This is a genomic window from Niallia sp. Marseille-Q9988, assembly GCF_976954375.1.
Genome location: NZ_CDRJSZ010000010.1, coordinates 42,714 through 62,118, shown reverse-complemented (window position 1 = coordinate 62,118; position 19,405 = coordinate 42,714). Strand labels below are relative to the sequence as shown.

17 protein-coding genes and 1 pseudogene are annotated in these 19,405 nt (G+C 39.3%); 5 read left to right on the top strand and 13 right to left on the bottom strand.

The features are described from left to right. Window positions 1-2: 2 nt before the first annotated feature. On the top strand, window positions 3-1,904 hold the full coding sequence (locus ACWNMZ_RS17955; protein ID WP_349204306.1) for a DHA2 family efflux MFS transporter permease subunit: 1,902 nt from the start codon (window positions 3-5) through the stop codon (window positions 1,902-1,904). A gap of 1,065 nt (window positions 1,905-2,969) precedes the next feature. Here the strand turns inward: ACWNMZ_RS17955 and ACWNMZ_RS17950 are convergent. Together ACWNMZ_RS17950 and ACWNMZ_RS17945 are read right to left on the bottom strand one after the other, a co-directional pair. After that, a pseudogene (locus ACWNMZ_RS17950) lies at window positions 2,970-3,948 on the bottom strand (Gfo/Idh/MocA family protein). 78 nt (window positions 3,949-4,026) lie between these two features. After that, entirely contained in the window at window positions 4,027-4,938 is a 912-nt protein-coding gene (locus ACWNMZ_RS17945) for a glycoside hydrolase domain-containing protein (RefSeq protein ID WP_048717698.1), read from the bottom strand. A gap of 166 nt (window positions 4,939-5,104) precedes the next feature. On the opposite strand from ACWNMZ_RS17945, the gene ACWNMZ_RS17940 reads away from it, so the two are divergent. After that, window positions 5,105-5,281, top strand: a complete 177-nt coding sequence (locus ACWNMZ_RS17940) for a hypothetical protein (RefSeq protein WP_251629172.1) — start codon at window positions 5,105-5,107, stop codon at window positions 5,279-5,281. Between the two features lie 59 nt (window positions 5,282-5,340). On the opposite strand, the gene mgrA is transcribed toward ACWNMZ_RS17940, so the two are convergent. The 5 genes from mgrA to ACWNMZ_RS17915 all read right to left on the bottom strand — a co-directional run bounded on the left by mgrA (window position 5,341) and on the right by ACWNMZ_RS17915 (window position 9,373). After that, window positions 5,341-6,330, bottom strand: a complete 990-nt coding sequence (gene mgrA / locus ACWNMZ_RS17935) for an L-glyceraldehyde 3-phosphate reductase (RefSeq protein ID WP_031539521.1) — start codon at window positions 6,328-6,330, stop codon at window positions 5,341-5,343. 82 nt (window positions 6,331-6,412) lie between these two features. Continuing rightward, window positions 6,413-6,583, bottom strand: coding sequence for a hypothetical protein (locus ACWNMZ_RS17930; protein ID WP_284561559.1), 171 nt, complete (start codon window positions 6,581-6,583; stop codon window positions 6,413-6,415). 7 nt (window positions 6,584-6,590) lie between these two features. After that, window positions 6,591-7,466, bottom strand: coding sequence for an ROK family protein (locus ACWNMZ_RS17925; protein WP_349204307.1), 876 nt, complete (start codon window positions 7,464-7,466; stop codon window positions 6,591-6,593). A 95-nt stretch (window positions 7,467-7,561) separates the two neighbouring features. Continuing rightward, window positions 7,562-8,956, bottom strand: coding sequence for a glycoside hydrolase family 1 protein (locus tag ACWNMZ_RS17920; RefSeq protein ID WP_349204324.1), 1,395 nt, complete (start codon window positions 8,954-8,956; stop codon window positions 7,562-7,564). 171 nt (window positions 8,957-9,127) lie between these two features. Continuing rightward, complete coding sequence (locus ACWNMZ_RS17915; RefSeq protein WP_031539516.1) at window positions 9,128-9,373, bottom strand: hypothetical protein; 246 nt, start codon at window positions 9,371-9,373, stop codon at window positions 9,128-9,130. A 170-nt stretch (window positions 9,374-9,543) separates the two neighbouring features. On the opposite strand from ACWNMZ_RS17915, the gene ACWNMZ_RS17910 reads away from it, so the two are divergent. Beyond that, window positions 9,544-10,653 (top strand): GntR family transcriptional regulator, encoded by a 1,110-nt coding sequence (locus tag ACWNMZ_RS17910; protein WP_349204325.1) that lies wholly within the window; start codon window positions 9,544-9,546, stop codon window positions 10,651-10,653. Window positions 10,654-10,673: 20 nt separating this feature from the next. Here ACWNMZ_RS17910 and ACWNMZ_RS17905 read toward each other — a convergent pair whose 3' ends face one another. Further along, the gene (locus tag ACWNMZ_RS17905; protein ID WP_349204308.1) at window positions 10,674-11,726 is read right to left on the bottom strand and encodes a permease; all 1,053 of its coding nucleotides are present in this window, start codon (window positions 11,724-11,726) and stop codon (window positions 10,674-10,676) included. A gap of 199 nt (window positions 11,727-11,925) precedes the next feature. On the opposite strand from ACWNMZ_RS17905, the gene selD reads away from it, so the two are divergent. Both selD and mnmH read left to right on the top strand, forming a co-directional pair. Further along, entirely contained in the window at window positions 11,926-12,975 is a 1,050-nt protein-coding gene (gene selD, locus ACWNMZ_RS17900) for a selenide, water dikinase SelD (protein ID WP_031539508.1), read from the top strand. An 18-nt stretch (window positions 12,976-12,993) separates the two neighbouring features. Beyond that, complete coding sequence (mnmH, locus tag ACWNMZ_RS17895; RefSeq protein WP_031539506.1) at window positions 12,994-14,055, top strand: tRNA 2-selenouridine(34) synthase MnmH; 1,062 nt, start codon at window positions 12,994-12,996, stop codon at window positions 14,053-14,055. Between the two features lie 512 nt (window positions 14,056-14,567). Here mnmH and galU read toward each other — a convergent pair. The 5 genes from galU to ACWNMZ_RS17870 form a co-directional block, all read right to left on the bottom strand. Continuing rightward, window positions 14,568-15,464 (bottom strand): UTP--glucose-1-phosphate uridylyltransferase GalU, encoded by an 897-nt coding sequence (galU, locus tag ACWNMZ_RS17890; protein ID WP_031539504.1) that lies wholly within the window; start codon window positions 15,462-15,464, stop codon window positions 14,568-14,570. Between the two features lie 347 nt (window positions 15,465-15,811). Beyond that, window positions 15,812-16,363: a YdhK family protein gene (locus ACWNMZ_RS17885; RefSeq protein ID WP_031539503.1), complete on the bottom strand. Its 552-nt coding sequence runs from the start codon at window positions 16,361-16,363 to the stop codon at window positions 15,812-15,814. 57 nt (window positions 16,364-16,420) lie between these two features. Further along, entirely contained in the window at window positions 16,421-18,106 is a 1,686-nt protein-coding gene (locus ACWNMZ_RS17880) for an ATP-binding protein (protein WP_031539501.1), read from the bottom strand. A 247-nt stretch (window positions 18,107-18,353) separates the two neighbouring features. After that, on the bottom strand, window positions 18,354-18,863 hold the full coding sequence (locus ACWNMZ_RS17875; RefSeq protein ID WP_031539498.1) for a DinB family protein: 510 nt from the start codon (window positions 18,861-18,863) through the stop codon (window positions 18,354-18,356). 15 nt (window positions 18,864-18,878) lie between these two features. Next, entirely contained in the window at window positions 18,879-19,391 is a 513-nt protein-coding gene (locus ACWNMZ_RS17870; RefSeq protein WP_031539496.1) for a GNAT family N-acetyltransferase, read from the bottom strand. Window positions 19,392-19,405 lie beyond the last annotated feature (14 nt).

Genomic DNA, 19,405 nt, shown 5'->3' with positions numbered 1-19,405 from the left:
ATATGACCACTTACATCACAAGCTATATTATCGGAAGCATTCTCCTGCTCCTAATCATCAATCTTTTTTTACGAAAAAAGAAAATAGTGGCGAAACCAGAAAACGTCCTAGATGATGCAAAGAGGAATAATGACATTCAGCCATCCCTTGAAAAATCGGATCTAGCTAAACCTGTAGAAGCGTCTAAGGAAGCGGATGTGGGAGAAACTCATGAGGAACAAATAGAGTTAATTGAAGAGAAACGGGAGAATGAAAGTGCTGCTGAATCCTCTGTTGAGTTCCATGAGAAAGCTTCAGTAGAGTCGAAAGAGGAAGAGGAACTCTCACAAACGAAGGAAGCGAATAAGGAGAAAGCTCCTTATAAACCACTTGACACTGGCGAAGAAATAAACCGCGGCAAAGTAATTGTTGCCCTGATGCTTGGCGCATTTGTGGCGATTCTTAACCAGACCTTATTAAATGTGGCCATTCCACATATTATGAATGATTTAAATGTATCTACAAGCACCGTCCAATGGCTATCCACTGGATATATGCTAACAAATGGTGTGTTTATCCCAATCACTCCATTTTTGATAAATAAATTTGGAACAAGGAAATTACTTATTGGAGCGATTTCTGCTTTTACCATTGGTTCGGTTGTGTGTGCAACCTCTGTTGGTTTTTCCATGCTCTTAATAGGACGCATCATCCAAGCAGCAGGAGCAGGCTTATTAATGCCACTGTTGATGACCGTTTTCTTAATCATTTTCCCACCAGAAAAACGCGGAACAGCGATGGGCATTATGGGTGTTGTAATGATTTTCGCCCCTGCCATCGGTCCGACTTTATCTGGCTGGTTAATCGGCCATTACTCTTGGAGAGTATTATTCGAGCTAGTTATCCCTATCGGCATTCTCGATTTAATTATTGCCATTATTTGGATGAAGGATGTCACTAAAGTTTCGAATCCAGTCTTTGATACCATCGGCTTTATTACTTGTACTGTTGGCCTAGGATCCTTGCTATACGGATTCAGTGAGGCTGGGAACAACGGCTGGGATAGTAAAGTAGTTGTTCTTTCCCTTGTGATTGGTGTTATTTTCTTATGCCTATTCATATGGAGAGAACTTACAACGGAAGCACCTATGATTGATTTGCGTGTATTCAAATATAGTATCTTTACTTTAACAACCTTAATAAGCATGATTGTAAATATGGCCATGTTTGCAGCAATGCTGCTTCTGCCTATATACTTACAAAATATTCGTGGCTTTACCGCATTGGATTCTGGATTATTAATGTTACCAGGTGCCATCATCATGGGAATCATGTCTCCAATTGCCGGAAAGCTATTTGACCGCTTTGGTGCAAGACCACTTGCAGTCATCGGTTTAATTATCACTGTTTTAACGACATGGGGATTCACCCAATTAACCATGCAGACATCTTATTCACATTTGATGATGCTCTATATTTTCCGGATGTTTGGAATGTCCTTTATTATGATGACCGTTATGACAGAAGGAATGAATCAGCTTCCCTTAAACTTAACAAGCTACGGTACAGCTGTATCCAATACAGCAAGAACCGTTGCCGGAAGTATCGGAACTGCTTTCTTAATCACCGTCATGACAAATCGTACAGCATTTCATTTAGATAACTATAACAACATCATCTCTTCTGCCAATCCGTTTATCGCAGAAAAGTTTGCACAGTTGGGTCAAGGGTTAGCAAGCCTAACTGGACTTCCAGTAGGAGCAGGTCAAACACTTGCCATCTCCACCATCTACGGAAAAGCAGCACAAGCATCTACCATCAGCGGAATAAACGACGCCTTTCTCGTCGCAACCATTATTGCCAGCATCGCCTTAGTTCTTTCCCTGTTTATACGTAGAGCCACAAGCAGTTCTAAAGATAGTTAATAAAGGCAGTGTTTCCATCCCAGAGCATAGTAGTTGCTCTGGGATTTTTTTGGTGGGATGGGGAATGTGGGGTTCATTTCTTCTATAATCTCTGTTTCCATCTTTCTTGCTTTCGGGCTCAGAGACGGCTTCTCTGTTACCTTTTCCTCTACTTTTTCTTGCTTTTGGGCTCAGAGACGGCTTCTCTGTTACCTTTTCCTCTGCTTTTTCTTGCTTTTGGGCTCAGAGACGGCTCCTCTGTTACCTTTTCCTTTGCTTTTTCTTGCTTTTGGGCTCAGAGACGGCTTCTCTGTTACCTTTTCCTCTGCTTTTCCTTGCTTTTGGGCTCAGAGACGGCTTCTCTGTTACCTTCTCCTTTGCTTTTTCTTGCTTTTGGGCTCAGAGACGGCTTCTCTGTTACCTTTTCCTCTGCTTTTCCTTGCTTTTGGGCTCAGAGACGGCTTCTCTGTTACCTTCTCCTCTACTTTTTCTTGCTTTCGGGCACAGAGACGGCTTCTCTGTTACCTTTTCCTCTACTTTTTCTTGCTTTCGGGCTCAGAGACGGCTTCTCTGTTACCTTCTCCTCTACTTTTTCTTGTTTTTGGGCTCAGAGACGGCTCCTCTGTTACCTTTTCCTCTGCTTTTTCTTGCTTTTGGGCTCAGAGACGGCTTCTCTGTTACCTTCTCCTCTGTTTTTTCTTGCTTTTGGGCTCAGAGACGGCTTCTCTGTTACCTTTTCCTCTACTTTTTCTTGCTTTCGGGCACAGAGACCGCTTCTCTGTTACCTTTTCCTCTGCTTTTTCTTGCTTTCGGGCACAGAGACGGCTTCTCTGTTACCTTTTCCTCTGCTTTTCCTTGCTTTCGGGCACAGAGACGGCTTCTCTGTTACCTTTCCCTCTACTTTTTCTTGTTTTTGGGCTCAGAGACGGCTCCTCCTCAAACCGGTCCATCAAAACAAAATCCCATCTTAATCTGGTTTTCAAATTCCTCTAATAACTTCAGCAGTTCTTCCCCCATACACTTTCACACTTCCTCCCACCAAAAAAAGAAACACTCCCCAAAAGAAATGTTTCTCTCCCCGTTTTATTATTGATAATACCCTTTTATCAGCTGGTCCATTACCCAATTCGTTCTTGCTCCACTAACACCTGTGCTTGGGCTAGTTCCTTTTCCTGTTAATTCATCCACCATCAATTGAATCAGATGCTGTTGGATGTGGCGAGGATTTTCGATTACCCACTCTTCTTTTGATTCTGGAGTCGTGAAGGTAATTGGGCCGTTGCCAAAGGTTGCGAAAGTAAGTTTGCCTTTGCTGCCGACGATTTCGTTTTCGTCGATATGGTCATGGGCGCTGAAACACCAAGTGCCTGTCCCGTGAACGCCTGACTCAAATAGATTAGGTGCCGGTTACGATATCTTCCGCTTGGTAGCTGCCATTTTGATTGGATGCGAATCCTTTTGCTTCTTTAATGGGACCAAACAGAAAATCAAGAATATCTAATGTATGACTTGCTAAATCAAGGAAAAGGCCGCCGCCAGCAAGCTCGGGCTGCACTCTCCATGCTTGATCATCTTTTAACGCTGGCTGATATTGGATTGTTCGCACAAATCGAATATCCCCTAATACGCCGCTGTCGATGATTTCTTTTATTTTCAAAAAACGAGGAAGTGCTCGTCGATAATAGGCTACAAATAAAGGTACCTCTGCTTGTTTACATGCTTCAATCATGTCTTGACATTCCTGATAATTTCTTGCCATTGGTTTTTCTACATACACTGGTTTGCCTGCTTTAGCTGCAAGAATCGTGTATTCTTTATGAAAACCTGGAGGGGTAGCGATATAAACAGCATCAACCTCTGGATCATTAATCAAAGCTTTTGCATCGTCATACCATTTAGGAACATGATGACGCTCTGCATAATCTTTTGCCAATTCGCCATTCCGCCTCATTACAGCGACTAGCTTAGAATTTTCAGCGAGCTGAAACCCTGGTCCGCTTTTAACCTCTGTTACGTCTCCACAGCCAATAATTCCCCATCGAACTTCTTTCTCAAATGATTTCATCTTTTTATTCACCTCATTTATTCATTCGCTATCCTCTCTTGAAAACCCTTTATTAATATCATAATTTGTCTAGTCAAATTATATTTTTATTACCTGGCCCACATAGATAAGGTTAATATTCTTAATCTGCGGATTCTTTGCTTGAATCGCTTGAATGGTGGTGCTATAGGTTTTCGCGATTTTCGTTAACGTTTCCCCACTTGACACAATATGAATCGTTTCATGATGGGGATTGATCCAAGATCCCGGCTTGCCCTCCACTTTCGTAACATTTATCATTCCTTGGGAGGTATTAAAAATTGCATAGGTTCCCGGCTTGACGGTCCCTTTTTTATTTTTCCCAGATTTGGCATCAGCAGCTGTCAGAAAAGCGCCCGTTTCCTGTTGAACAGTATACTTACTGGTCTGCACAGCTTCCGCCGCTCCCCAATGTCCTGGACTTTGCATAATTCGATTTCGATCGATATTGACCCCTTCGATGATAATATTATTCTCGTGCTGATACATGTGAATAAATGGTGCTACTTCCCCGCGGGACCACGCATAGGTTTGCCAAAAATAATCGGCATCGTTCTTCATCGCATACATCACCGCATAGGAACCATAAATCCCTACCTTATAGGACGGCAATTGCTTTTTCACGGCTGATAAATAGGTTTGGATATTTGCCATTTGCTTACCCGTTATATCACAATCAACGGCAAAATAGATTGCCGTTCCTTCTGGTTGATCGACTGCTTTAGCCCATTTTTCTGCGTCTTTTCCATCTGTGATTCCTTGCTTTTCGGTAAAATAGGAAAGTTTATTGGCGCTTTTTTGAAAAATGCTAATTAGCTTGATTCCTGCTTTTTGAATAATCTCTGCCTCCTTTTTATCAAATGACTTCCAACTTGATCCCAAATATCGCGCGGCATATTCAAAGCCTGCCCCCTTTAAATCCCTCGCCATTTTCTCCGTTAATTTTGTCGCACAATCAAATCCTATTGTCATTTCAACAACTCCTTTTTTCTTTTATATAGAAAAAAAGCTAGCAAAAGGACAGGAATTCCCTTTTTTCTTTCTTATATAAAAGTATTCTTGATTGCTTTTCCATATAAGCACTTGAATAAGAATGACCCTTTGTTATCAAACTAAAAGAAAAAAAGGGTGAATTTTTATGACCAACTTGTTGAACATGGTGCTGACTAATTTATTTTCTTCCTATTTACTCCACCGCAATTTGCATTGGCACCGAAAGCTTGTCGTGCTTGCTATTCCATTATTTTTACTTTTTATGATTGTGCAGGCTGAGTATATTGTTAATCGGTTGAAGAAGAATACATTCCATTTTTAAATCAACCATTACAAAAAAACACCACAACTATGGAAAAGTTGTAGTGTTTCTTTTGCTTCCTATCCTTTTATTACACGATCAATTGCGGCAAGCTCTTCTTCCCTAAATTCAATGTTGTCTAATGCTTTGACATTGTCTTCGATTTGACTAACTTTACTTGCCCCAATAAGCACACTTGTTACGATGCCATCGCGAAGGATCCAAGCAACAGCCATTTCCGCAAGTGTTTGCCCCCGGTCCTTCGCAATATTGTTTAGTGCTTTTACTTTTTCAATCGTCTGCTCCACATTCTCTTTATGTAGCCAACGTCCTGTTTCTCGATTTGCCCGTGAATCCTCTGGAATACCATTTAAATAACGGTCCGTCAATAAACCTTGCGCAAGTGGACTATAGGCAATCGCGCCAAGTTGTTTTTCCACTAATACATCCTTTAACCCATCTTCAATCCAGCGATTAAACATACTGTAGGATGGTTGGTGAATGATGAATGGTGTTTTTTTCGCTTCAAAAATTTCTGCCATTTCTCTTGTTTGCTCTGGGGTATAGTTAGAAACACCAACATACAGCGCCTTTCCTTGACGTACCAATAAATCTAATGCCTCTGCTGTTTCCTCTAATGGCGTTTCTGCATCTGGACGATGGTGATAATAAATATCTACATAATCAAGCCCCATACGCTTTAAGCTTTGGTCAAGACTAGATACTAAATACTTTTTTGAGCCCCCGTCACCATAAGGACCCTCCCACATTGGAAAACCAGCTTTCGTAGAAATAACGATTTCATCACGATAAATCTTCATATCTTTTTCCAAGATTTTTGCAAAATTCTCCTCCGCACTACCAGCTGGGGGACCATAGTTATTCGCCAAATCAAAATGAGTAATCCCTAAGTCAAAAGCTCTTCTCACTAAAGCACGCATATTTTCAAAGAGATCCACCTCTCCAAAATTATGCCATAATCCTAATGATAACGCCGATAATTTCAAACCACTTTTTCCAACTCGATTATACATCATCTTTTCATATCTATTTTCATCTGCAATATACATGGTTTCCCTCTTTTCTCCTTTTTATCGTTTACTAAATTTACTTATGTACTTCTTGGTGAATCGGATGAACGATTCGTGAGATTTATGGTGATTCTTTTGCTGATAAGCTCTTTTTTGTGTGCGAATGGAAGTTTACTTGGAAGTCTGTGACTTTTATTTGCGACTTTCTCCTTTTTACTTGCGAGTTAGCCGCTTTTCTTTGCAACTTAGCTACTTTTACTTGCAACTCTCTCACTTTTACTTGCAAATTCAACTTCACCCTACTCCCCGAACACAAGCTGATAATTATAAACAGCACCAATTAAATTCGCATCATTCCTGAATTGGCATAATTCTACTTTTGGAAGAAAGGAGGTACCTTTAACACTTTTAACTACTTTTTCGAGGTGAGCATGTAACTCGTCGATTAGGCCTTCTTTGCTGGAGATTCCACCGCCAATGATGATTTTCTCTGGGTCAAAGCTGTACTGAAGATTATAGATACCAGTCGCTAAATAGTGATAGAAGGTTTCTACTTCCTCTTTTGCCACCGCATCGCCTTGTTCTGCGAGCTCAAATACTTCCTTGCCGCTTAATTCAGTCTCCAGCTCCAGTCGCTTGGAATAACGCTTCGCCATTTGGACAGGAGTAGCAAGTGTACTGAATGTTTGATCGTCTTTAAGGAGCATAAAGGCAAATTCTCCGCCAAATAGGTGCTTGCCATGTTGAATTTTCCCATCCACTATAACTGCACCGCCTATTCCAGTGCCGATGACTACAAATAACACATACTTTAATCCAGTTGCTGCTCCCAGCCAAACTTCTGCAAGTCCTGCACAGTTTGCATCATTTTCCATCGTAACAGGGCAATCAAACAGTTCTTCTAGTTCGAAAAAAATGGGGAATTGGTGGATATACGGAACAGCGCTTGCTCCTTCAATAACGCCTTTTGCTTGATTTACTGCACCTGGAGCACTGAACGCAACGCCCTCAATCATGTATTTCGCTGCCATTTTTTCTTTTAGCTGTAACATTTCTTGTTTCAGTTCTTCCCATGTTTTCGGCGTAACAAAGGACCCTTTTTCTACTAGCTGTTCTTTTTCCCATACTGCAAACTTTACGGAAGACCCGCCTATATCCATTAGTAATAATGACATTTTGTCACCACCTCATTTATGTCTGCGCTTTCAATCCTATTATAGCCTGTAACAAAAGACCACCGCAAAGAATGTGCGATGATCTTCGTAAAATATTATTCAAATCCGTTATTGGCACTCACTTCTTTGATCCAAAGACCAGACTTCTTAATTGTCTTCACTTGAGTATGGATGTTGTTGGAGATAAATCCATAGCGATTGCGATACGCATTCATCCAGCTCCAGCAATCGATTGGCGTCCATAAATGATAGCCGTAGCAATTGGAGCCTTCTTCGATTCCTTTATGAAGCCACTCTAAATGCTCTTGGATAAATTCGATACGATAATCGTCCTCGATTACCCCTTCTTTATTTAAGAAACGTTCTTCTCGGGAAACGCCCATCCCATTTTCAGAAACGAACCACTCAATATTTTTATAATTATCACGGATATTAAGAGCAATATCATAAAGTGCCTTCGGATAGATTTCCCAGCCTTTATCTAAGTTCATGCGACGACCAGGCATATCATAGTTATCATAATAACGGTCTGGCATCCAGTCACCCACACTGTTCGGCGCCACGTCTGGCGCTTTTACACGGGATGGATGATAGAAATTCACTCCAAGTGTATCAATCGTATTTTCCTTCAATATCGCAAGCTCTTCTTCCGTTGATTCCCAAATTGCTTTATCTTTTGTTAAAAGTTCTACTAATGCAGGTGGGAATTCTCCATAAACAGCTGCATGCAGGAACATTTCATTGCGCCATAGGTCGGCAATTCGGCCTGCTTCCACATCTTCGGGCTTATCACTGGCTGGATAAGATGGCGTTAGGTTTAGGATTGTTCCGATTTTCGCTCCTGTTTCATTCAACTTCAGGTCGCGGAATTCTTTGATTGCTTTTGCAGAAGCAAGATTTAAATTATACGCTACCTGCACCGCTTTTTTCCCATTTACTAGTTTTGGATAATGGAATTGGTATAAATATTGACCCTCTACAATGACCATTGGCTCGTTAAAAGTAAACCAATGTTTCACACGATCGCCGAATACTTCAAAGCAAAGACGCGCAAATTTTGCAAAAAGTTCCACAACATGCTTACACTCCCAGCCACCATATTTATGATAAAGCTCTGCTGGCAAATCAAAATGATGCAGGTTAAATACAGGCGTAATTCCTTGCTTAATAAACTCATCTATGACATTATTGTAAAAATTTACGCCATCCTCATTTAAACTAGCTGTCTCGAAATCATCAATTAAACGAGTCCATTGAATCGAAGTACGAACAGAGTTTAAGTTAATCTCTTTCATTAGCGCAATATCTTCTACATAGCTATTATAAAAATTAGATGCTGTATCTGGTCCAACTTGGTTATAAAATACTTCTGGTTCTACTTCATACCAGTAGTCAAAAACGTTCGCATGCTGTTTATTAAAACGACCTTCACTTTGTGTTCCAGATGTAGCTGCACCCCACCAAAAATTCTCCGGAAATTTCTTCATTATCCTATCTCCTTTATCTTTTGTCGTTGAGTCTTCTAATCTAGTAATTATAATGTTATTCATCTTCTCTTCTGTTATCGTTTTCATTATAATGTATATGCTTAAAAATTTAAATGTCTATACTAATTTTCGCTTTATACAAATAATAGTTGGTGGTAATAGAGGTTTTATGTCCTATTTTAGAAAGGTAGGTAGAATTAACTTGCTAGTGTAATTTTTTGCGCAATTTGATATTGGATTGTGGTGAGGTGGGAGTTTATTTGCGGTTTCAAATCTTTTATTTGCGGCTTTTACCTCTTTATTTGCTAGTTTTGGCATTTTACTTGCAACTTTCATACATTTACTTGCAACTTCAACCCTTTTATTTGCGACACTCGCACTTTTACTTGCAACTCCCACACTTTCACTTGCGACACTCACACTTTTACTTGCAATCCCCTCCTTTCACTTGCAACTCTCCCCCAATTCCCTTACACCTCCATCAACCCAAAACCCAACAATCTTTAAGAAAAAACCGGAATTAAGTATATCTTCGGAATTGTCTGCATTTCTTAGAAGTAACAGATTTTCAATTAAAGGGGGACTAAATGGTGGGACGACATTCGAAGAAGTTGGTGGTGGTTGATGCGGTAAAAGATTGGGTGATGGATGGAAGAGTGAAACCAGGTGAGCGATTTTATTCTGAATATGAGCTTGCGAAATTATTTGATGTGAGTAGGCATACGGTTCGCCTAGCGATGAGAGAGCTGGTTCATGAGGGGTGGCTATATCGGGAGCAGGGGGTTGGCACTTTTTGCGGGGAGCCTTTTGCTAGTAAAAAAGGCGATAGCAAAACAAATGGGAAAAATATAGGCGTGATGATGACTTATCTTTCCGATTATATTTTTCCATCGATTATTCGCGGAATGGAGACCTATTTAACGGATAGAGGTTATTCTTTAACATTAGTCTGTACGGAAAATAACCATGCGAAAGAACGGCTATGTCTCCGTAATCTACTTGATTTGAACATGGATGGCCTAATTTTAGAACCTACTAAAAGCAATCAATTTAATCCTAATATGGACTGTTATCTTGAACTGGAGCAGCGTAATATTCCGTATTTAATGATTAATCAGTTCTATTCTCAGCTCTCTCCTTTTCATTTAAAAATGGATGATGTCAAAGGAGGATATATGGCAACAGATCATCTGATTCAACTTGGCCATGAACAAATTCTAGGAATCTTTAAGTCTGATGATTTACAAGGTGTTCATCGTATGCAAGGCTTTTTAGAGGCAATGCGACATGGAAAACGTTCCATTAGTCCAGAAAATCTCGTAACCTTTACTACGGAACAATTACATCATGATTTTGCAGAAAAACTTTTGAATACGCTTACAAACAAAAACAAGTTGCCAACTGCCATTGTCTGTTACAACGATTTTATCGCAAAGTCTGTGCAAACAGTTTTAGAAAAATTGCATTTGTCCATTTCACAGGATATCTCTCTTATCGGTTTTGATGATTCTTCTTTAGCAGAAGAAATAAACCTAACAACCATTGCTCATCCCAAAAGCCGTATGGGAATCGATGCCGCAAAATTCATTATTGCAGTAGTTGAGGGCAAAGAACTCGATTCATCAACTATTTATGAACCAGAATTAATCGTACGTTCATCCACCGATGTCATCAATAAGAACAGATCCGCCGTGTTTTGACACATGCGGATCCTTGGCTACTATAAAAATACTTTTCCTATTAATCCACTGATAATGCCTAATACAACAACGGAAAGACTGACAAATACGAGCACTTTCCTTGGGAAGGATTTAGCGACTATTAATAAGGAAGGCAAGCTAATGCTTGGCAATGTAATAAGCAAAGCGGCAGCTGGCCCTGCCCCAAGCCCCATCATCATAAGGGTTTGGATAATTGGGATTTCTGCTGCTGTTGGAATAACAAAGAGCATTCCAGCAATGGCAAAAATCAGAATAGCAATCAAACTATTAGACATGCTGTCACTTAATTGTGGGAAAATCCAAAAGCGTGCAGCTCCTAATATTAAAACAGATAGAACATACGCTGGAACAACATAAAGAATCATGCTTCCTAAAGAAGCAAGCCATCTTTTCATAAAGGAACGCTTATCCTCTTCGGCATCTTCTATTAATTTATCAACAGATACAGATGGTGTATCCTTTACAAAGCGATTAGCGAGATAGCTAATGCCAAAGGTTAAAATTAGTCCAATCACAAGTCGTAATAATGTAAACTTCCAAGAAAGGACGAATGTCATAAAAATTAAAGTTGCTGGATTGATAGTCGGGTTTCCAATCCAAAAAGCTAAGCTTGCACCGACAGAAGCATTCTTTTTGCGAAGACCAACCGCAACTGGCGCGGCACAGCAAGTACACATCATTCCTGGAATGGAAGCAAGTCCTGCAGCTGCTGTACTGCCAAAGCTAGTTTTTCCTAATACCTTCAACAACCATCCTGACGGTAAGAGCACTTGAACAAGCGATCCGAGCAAAATACCTAAAACTGCTGCTTTCCATACAGATTGGAAGTAGGCAACCGTATAACTTACTGCTGCACTCCATGAAAAAGAGTTAGAAATCTGATCTTGGAGAATCGAATCTCCAATAGAATGTGTTTGAAAAGAAAGGATCGCTTTATGATAATAAGGCCACCATTTCACATAAGTAAGACCAATTACTGTAACTACTATAAATAGAAATGCGAACCAAAACGTTCTTTTTTGGCTTGATTGCTCCTCTGTTAACGTACTCATCTCTCTCACCTTCGTTATCATTAAATTAAGTGCGATTAAATTATATCATATATTTATTTTTAGACACTCGAAAAAGATTTATCCTCCTTTTTTTCCCATCCAATCTACATAGCATGCATTGAGCTTCCCATTGCTTTATAATAGATAATGAAACTTATAAAAAAAATATATATTTTACTAGAAAGAAGGTTGGTGTCATATGACACAGTCTTATTCCGTTAAACTTACATCTTTATCTTCAAAAGGAGGCTGCGGCTGTAAAATTGGGCCTGCTGATTTATCTGAAGTAATTCGTACACTGCCACCAGCAGAAAAAAATCCAAATCTTCTTGTTGGCTTAGATACAAGCGATGATGCTGGCGTATACAAACTTACAGATGATTTAGCGATTGTCCAAACAGTTGATTTCTTCACACCGATTGTAGATGATCCCTATTCATTTGGACAAATTGCTGCGGCAAATGCCTTAAGTGATATTTATGCAATGGGCGGCAAACCACTAACTGCCTTAAATATTGTTGCTTTCCCGATTTCTGTATTGGAAAAAGAAATTTTGGCTGATATTATGCGCGGAGCCGGCGATAAAGTGAAAGAAGCTGGTGCTACACTTGTCGGCGGTCATTCGATTGATGATAAAGAGCCTAAATTTGGCCTTGCTGTCACTGGTACGATTCATCCAGATAAAGTACGTACAAATGCCGGTGCTAAGCCGACTGATAAATTAATTTTAACCAAACCAATTGGTGTCGGCATTTTAACTACATCGATTAAAAGAGGCCTTTTGACAACAGAAGAAATTGAACGTGTTACGACAGTTATGGCTACACTGAATAAGAAGGCGGCAGAAGTGATGGAAGCTTATGAGGTGCATGCTTGTACAGATGTCACTGGATTTGGACTTCTTGGACATGCTTCTGAAATGGCGAAAGGAAGCAATACCACTATTAAAATCGCATCCAAGCAAGTTCCTGTCCTTCCGCGCGTAAAAGAATTAGCACAAGAAGGCGTTATTCCTGGTGGAACGAAAAATAACTTTGCACATTTAGAAGGCGATGTAACGTTCTCCTCTGAATTGGATGAAATCGATCAATTGATTTTATGCGATGCCGTTACTTCTGGTGGATTGTTGATTTCCGTTAAAGGCGACCAAGCAGATGCATTGCTGCAAGAATTAGTTGGCACTGGTGTAGAAGCTGCCATCATTGGCGACGTCACAGAAGAGAGCCCTGGTCATATTTTTGTTGGGTGAGAGAAAGGCGGAGCTACCTTGTTTCAAGATATAACGATTGAACGATTATTTGAATTACGGGAGAAAAAAGAATTTTCTTTAGTAGATGTTCGCTCTCCTTCTGAATTTAACGAGCATACGATTCCTGGCAGTATCAATATCCCTCTTTTTACAGATGAGGAAAGAGCAGAGGTTGGGACTCTTTATAAGCAGGTAAGTGTGGAAGCGGCAAAAGCTCGCGGTTTGGAAATTGTGTCTGCAAAACTGCCTGCTTTCATTCAGTCATTCCAAGAATTATCAAGGGATGTAGTGGTCTTTTGCTGGCGGGGCGGCATGCGCAGTAAAACAGCAGCAACCGTTATTGATTTAGTGGGCGTTCATAGCTACCGCTTGCAAGGCGGTTTCCGAACGTATCGCAGGTGGGTTATCCAACAATTAGATGCAATGGAAATGGCTCAGGAAGCAATTGTCTTAAACGGCTATACCGGTTCCAATAAAACGGTTATTTTACAGCATTTAAAGCAAGAAGGACTTCCTGTATTGGACTTGGAAGGAATGGCCAATCATCGCGGCTCCATCTTTGGACAAATTGGACTCAAGCCCCATAATCAGAAGACTTTCGACTCCTTACTTGTCGGCGAAATCGAAAGGCTTCCTGCTTCTCCCTATTTTTTAATGGAAGGTGAAAGCAAACGGATTGGCAAAGTACTGCTGCCTGACTTTCTTTTGAAAAAAAAGGAGGCTGGCCTTCAGCTATTTATTCATATGCCAATCGAGGAGCGAGTTCAGCATATATTGGCTGACTATTCTCCAGCCAATCATCATGATGAATGTGTAGAAGCATTCCAATTAATCAAGCGGCGCATCCACACACCCGCGGCTGCTAAAATGGAAGAAGCTCTACAGACTAGAAACTATGCTGAAGCTGTTGAATTGCTGTTAACCTACTATTATGATCCGCTCTATGAAAGAACGGCTTTACAATATAAAGATGAGCAAACTATCGATTTATATGTGCAAAACACAGAGGATGCGATCATCAAAGTGAAGGAACTGTGGCAAAAGAAGAGTCGGACTTCAGCGAAGAGCGAAGTGAACTAATTTAGAAACTTTACTTTGGAACTGGCTTTATTACTTGTTATTTTGAACAAGTGATAAAGCTTTTTTTGGGTTTTGAGGGTGTGCGTGTAGACTGGAGAATGAGGGAAAGGGATCTTGCAGTTGTGATTAAATGCAGAGTCGATTCGGGCAGAAATTTGGAATTATTGGCTGGCAACATTAAGACATAAGCAAAACCGAGGGAAGAGATATTGGGATATCAGCCAAAATTGAGGGTTTATCAGCCAAACTTCAGCACTTTTCAGCCAAACTTGAGGCTTATCAGCCAAAACACTGCTCTTTTCAGCCAAACTTGAGGGTTATCAGCCAAAACACTGCTCTTTTCAGCCAAACTTAGGATTTTTCAGCCAAACTACTGCTCTTTTCAGCCAAAACACATAACTTATCAGCCAACCACCAGCAACTAACTAATTACTCCCACACTCACACCACAAATTTCAAAAAAAAACACCTCTCAAATGCAGATATCCCTGCACTCAAAAGGCGTTTCTTTCTTATAATACTTTGATTTTATCTAAATCAGCTTTATCAAGCACTTGCTTCATATATTCAAGAATTTCTTCTCTCATTTCATCACGTTGTAGCGCGAATTCTAATGTTGTTTTTACGAATCCTAATGTTTCGCCAACATCATAACGATCTCCTTTGAAATCATATGCAAATACGCGTTGAATTTGGTTTAGTTGTTGGATAGCATCTGTTAATTGGATTTCTCCGCCTGCACCTGTTTGTTGTTTTTCTAAGTACATGAAGATTTCTGGTGTTAACACATAGCGACCCATGATTGCTAAGTTAGATGGAGCTGTTCCAGGAGCTGGTTTTTCAATGAAATTATTAACCTGGTATCTTCTTCCTTCGCTATCGCTTGGATCTACAATTCCGTAACGATGTGTTTCATTGTCCGGTACGGATTGAACACCAATAACAGAAGCATGTGTTTCTTCATATTGTTCAATTAGTTGTTTTAGGCAAGGTGTATCGCTTTGTACGATATCGTCACCAAGTAAAACAGCAAATGGCTCATCTCCAATAAAGCTTTTCGCACACCAAACAGCATGTCCTAATCCTTTTGGCTCTTTTTGTCTAATATAATGAATATCTGCTAGATTAGAGGAATATTGAACTTTTTCAAGCAATTCAAATTTCTCTTTATCACGAAGATTTTGTTCTAATTCGTGGGCGTAATCGAAGTGATCTTCAATCGCTCTTTTCCCTTTACCAGTAACGATTATAATATCTTCAATCCCAGAAGCAATTGCTTCTTCTACAATATATTGAATAGTAGGCTTATCGACAATTGGTAACATTTCTTTCGGCATTGCTTTCGTTGCTGGCAAAAATCTAGTTCCGAGTCCAGCGGCTGGAATGATCGCTTTCCTTACTTTTTTCAAGTTATTTCCTCCTTTAGGCAATTCGCTTTATGATTATACCATTTTTTTGCTTAAAAGGAACTCCCATCCGAATTTCTTTTTTTGTAAATTATTAGTAAATTCAATAGAATCGTTCTATATTAAGTTGAAAAATAGAAATAATTTAGCAAATATGTTCTTAATAACGTACATCTATCATATCATTATATAGTTTCCTTGAAAATAGTTTTATTATGTATTTTTATTTAATTTATCATTTTTTACAATATTTTGTCAAATATACTCCCGTTAATAAAGATTGAATGTTCGGAAAACTTTATTCAAGCATATAAAAAAAGAGCTGTAATTACAACCCTTTTTTTACAACATTATTCAGCAAAAACTTCTTCTTCTGTAACCCATTTGTGATTGGTTATCATCTCGCCGCCTGTTGTTGGTTGGTAGTCTACCATGTACACGGTTGTGTTCTCAGCGGATTCAATAGTTGCTTTTGCGCCTTTCATGCCTTCCATATGATCTGCTTCTAGGGTAACCTCTGTTCCCTTTTCAAGCATTTCACTTCCCGCATCCTTTATTTCATCCTGGATGACCCATTTATGATTCTTGACCGGTTCTCCGCCTGTCGTCGGAGTATAGGTCACTTGATAGGCGATAGTATCGAAAGCATTTAATACGGTCGCTTCCGCTCCGTCCATCCCTTCCATATGATTGGCCTTTAAGATTACTTGACTACCTTCCTTATATTTCGGATCCGCTGCAGGCTCTAAACCTTCAGGGATTTCTGGAGAGCCAGTTTCTTGGTGTTCATGCTGCTCGGTTTGACTTGATTCTTTGTCACTATTTTCTTCAGCTGATGAACAGCCATAAAATAATAGCACTAAGGTAAAAATAGAAGCGATATAAACATGTCTACTTTTCATTCTATTACCTCCTCTATTATGAATTCTTTCACTAAAGAGGAAATTTTAAACATTGGTCTATTTATTCGCTAAAGGTAATCGAATAGTAAAGGTTGTGCCAACACCATCTTCTGAAATGAAATCTATTTCGCCTTTATGCTCTGCAATAATGTTATAGCAAATTACTAACCCTAAACCTGTTCCTTTTTCTTTCGTCGTGTAAAAAGGTTCTCCCAGTTTATTCTTTATGTCATCAGGAATTCCCTTACCATTGTCGTTGATGGTGACAACAATCCACTTCCCATCAAGTTTTGCTTCCATATTGATGATGCCACCGTTTTCCATCGCTTCAATCGCATTTTTAACCAAATTGATAAAAACTTGTTTCATCTGATCAACATTACATAAAGCATGTAAATCATTATCATATGTATCTAAATTAATTACGACATTATCAAGATTTGCTTGTGATTGCATCAACGTATAAACATCTAGAAGAATTTTTCCGATGTTTATTTCTTTAATTTCTGACTTTGCTGGTTTTCCTAGAAACATTAACTCGCTCGCAATTGTTTCAATCCGATTGATTTCAATATCAAGGATTGGATAAATGTCTTTTAATTTCATTGCTCCTTGGTATGCGAGCTTTAGAAATCCTTTAATAGCAGTAAGGGGATTTCTAATTTCATGTGCGATACTTGCTGCTAATTGACCAGCGATTCCTAGTTTTTCATTTTTAATCTGAAGCTGCTGATTTTCTTTTCTGACCCTTATATCTCGGGCAATTATAATAATTGTCGAGCTTAAATCTTCGAAGAGAAATGGATATGCTAGAATTTCTACCTCTACTACTTTTCCCTGAGAGGTAATAAGCTCCATCTCGTAAGGTGTTGCTATTTCTCCTCCCCAAATAAGCTCTTCCTTTTCTAAATACTTTTCTAAGAAATCTGGTTCCATAATCTCATATGCTGATTTTCCAACAAGGTCTTCTGTTTCTAATAATTTGGTAGCTGCTTTATTTGCATACATAATAATATTGTTGGAAGTAATGAAGACCGCGTCTAGCATGTCTTCTACTAGTCGGGAATAGTAGGTTTGTGCTAGCTGAAGATTGGCAATAGTTTCCTCATATTTGCCATTCCGTACGGGGGATGGAGGCTTGATTTCTTTTGTATACGCATTAGATAATGCGAATTCCGTATCTGTCATTACATATGGATGGGCGTTTTTTAAATGGATATAATTACTTGCAGATAATTCTGTCCCATCATAGGCACATACAGCATAATTTTGATAATCTCTTATGTATTCATCCACTTCATTCTCATATTGAAGCAAGTTATCTATGATTTTGTCTTGTTTAAAGAGACTTGGGGCTTTCCCCCAAAACCGCATCGTTATATCCTTATTAAAAAAATAATCGGGAATTGAGCCACTAATTGTTTCTATAATACTTGCTAATGGAAGATTTTCACTTCTAAAATAGACTTCCTCACTATCTATGAAATGAATCTGATTAATCTTTTCCTTTTCTAATCCGTTTTCTTCCAACTTTTTGATTATTAGTGGCCATATTTTCTTCTGATCTACTAAAACAACTTTTTGCTCCAAAAGCAGACCGGCTTTTATGAAGGACGCAGCATTTGTTATGTATGTGTCTTTGTTACTTGTTATGTACATGATGTGTGCGCCACTAGTCATATCGGAGAGATTTGTAAGAGCAATCTCTGGATGAAACCTTGTCTGAGGAGTATATACAGCCATTAAAAACCCCCAACTTTCTATATAAGTTTAATTTCCTTTTATTATAGCACGTAAATTTCCGACAATTTGACTCAATTTTATTTTTCCATAAAAATTAAAGGGACAGTTGCTGCACTGTTTTAATGCAGTTAACTATCCAATATAGTTAATATAATCGACACAAATCTTTTTCCTTTTGTCTATTTAATTCCCCCTTTTTTCCGAAGAACGACAAAAAAAGACTCCCTCTCAGGAATCTCCCTATATGCTAGAGCGTATATCTTTCTTTAATTAATTTCAAATGATGGCGTTCATGGCCTGCAATAATATAGGCAAGGGCATTCACTGTAAATTCTCCCTTATTAGCAAATCCCCTCTTTTCCCAGGCATCTTCTGAAAGACCTTTTATCAAGGCAACAGTAGACGAGCGAACAGCTTTAAATTCTTGGAGAAGGTCGTCTATTGTTCTGGAGGAAAAATTAGCTTTCTCCACATAGCTTTCATCATCATATCCAGCTAACGGCGTTTTATCTCCCCTAGCAATCCGTAATAAACGATAAGCCTGAATTCTTTCCGTGTCCATAAGATGACCAATCACTTCTATAAGGGACCACTTCCCCTCTGCATAGCGAAAATCCCTTCTCTCTTCATTCGCCTTCACATAAGCAATTGTTTCGTCTAGCTGAGAACCAATAATTTCGATTATGTCTCCTTCTGGAACTAGACCTACATAGCCTCTATAATGTTCTGGATAATCCGTAATTGCTGGTTTTGCCATCCTTATTATTCCTCCTTATCCTTCTACTGGGGATTCTGGACCCTTTAATTCTAGCTGATAAAAAGCCAAATCTAGCCATTTCTCAAATTTATAGCCTGCTTTTTTAATCGTGCCTGAATAAGTAAATCCTAGTTTCTCATGGATGAGAATACTTCCTTTATTCGTACTATCGATTCCCGCAATTAATGTCGCATAGCTCTCTTCTTCAGCACGTTCGATTAGGGCTTTTAATAGCTTTGTGCCAATCCCTTTTTTCCTTGCCTCTTTATGGACATATACAGAATGCTCAATCGAATACTTGTAAGCTGGCCAAGCCCGAAATGGACCATATGTAGCAAACCCAAGCACTTTGCCATCTTCCTCAAAAACAAAAAGGGGATACCCTCCCTCTGTTTTCTGGTTAAACCATCCTTTTCTGTCTGCTAAGGAATGTGCACGATAATCATAAACAGCCGTTGTATGTAAAATGGCATCATTATAAATCTCTAGTACCTCTCCTAAATCTGTTTCCTTCATCTCTCGGATCATCGTCATATCCCCTT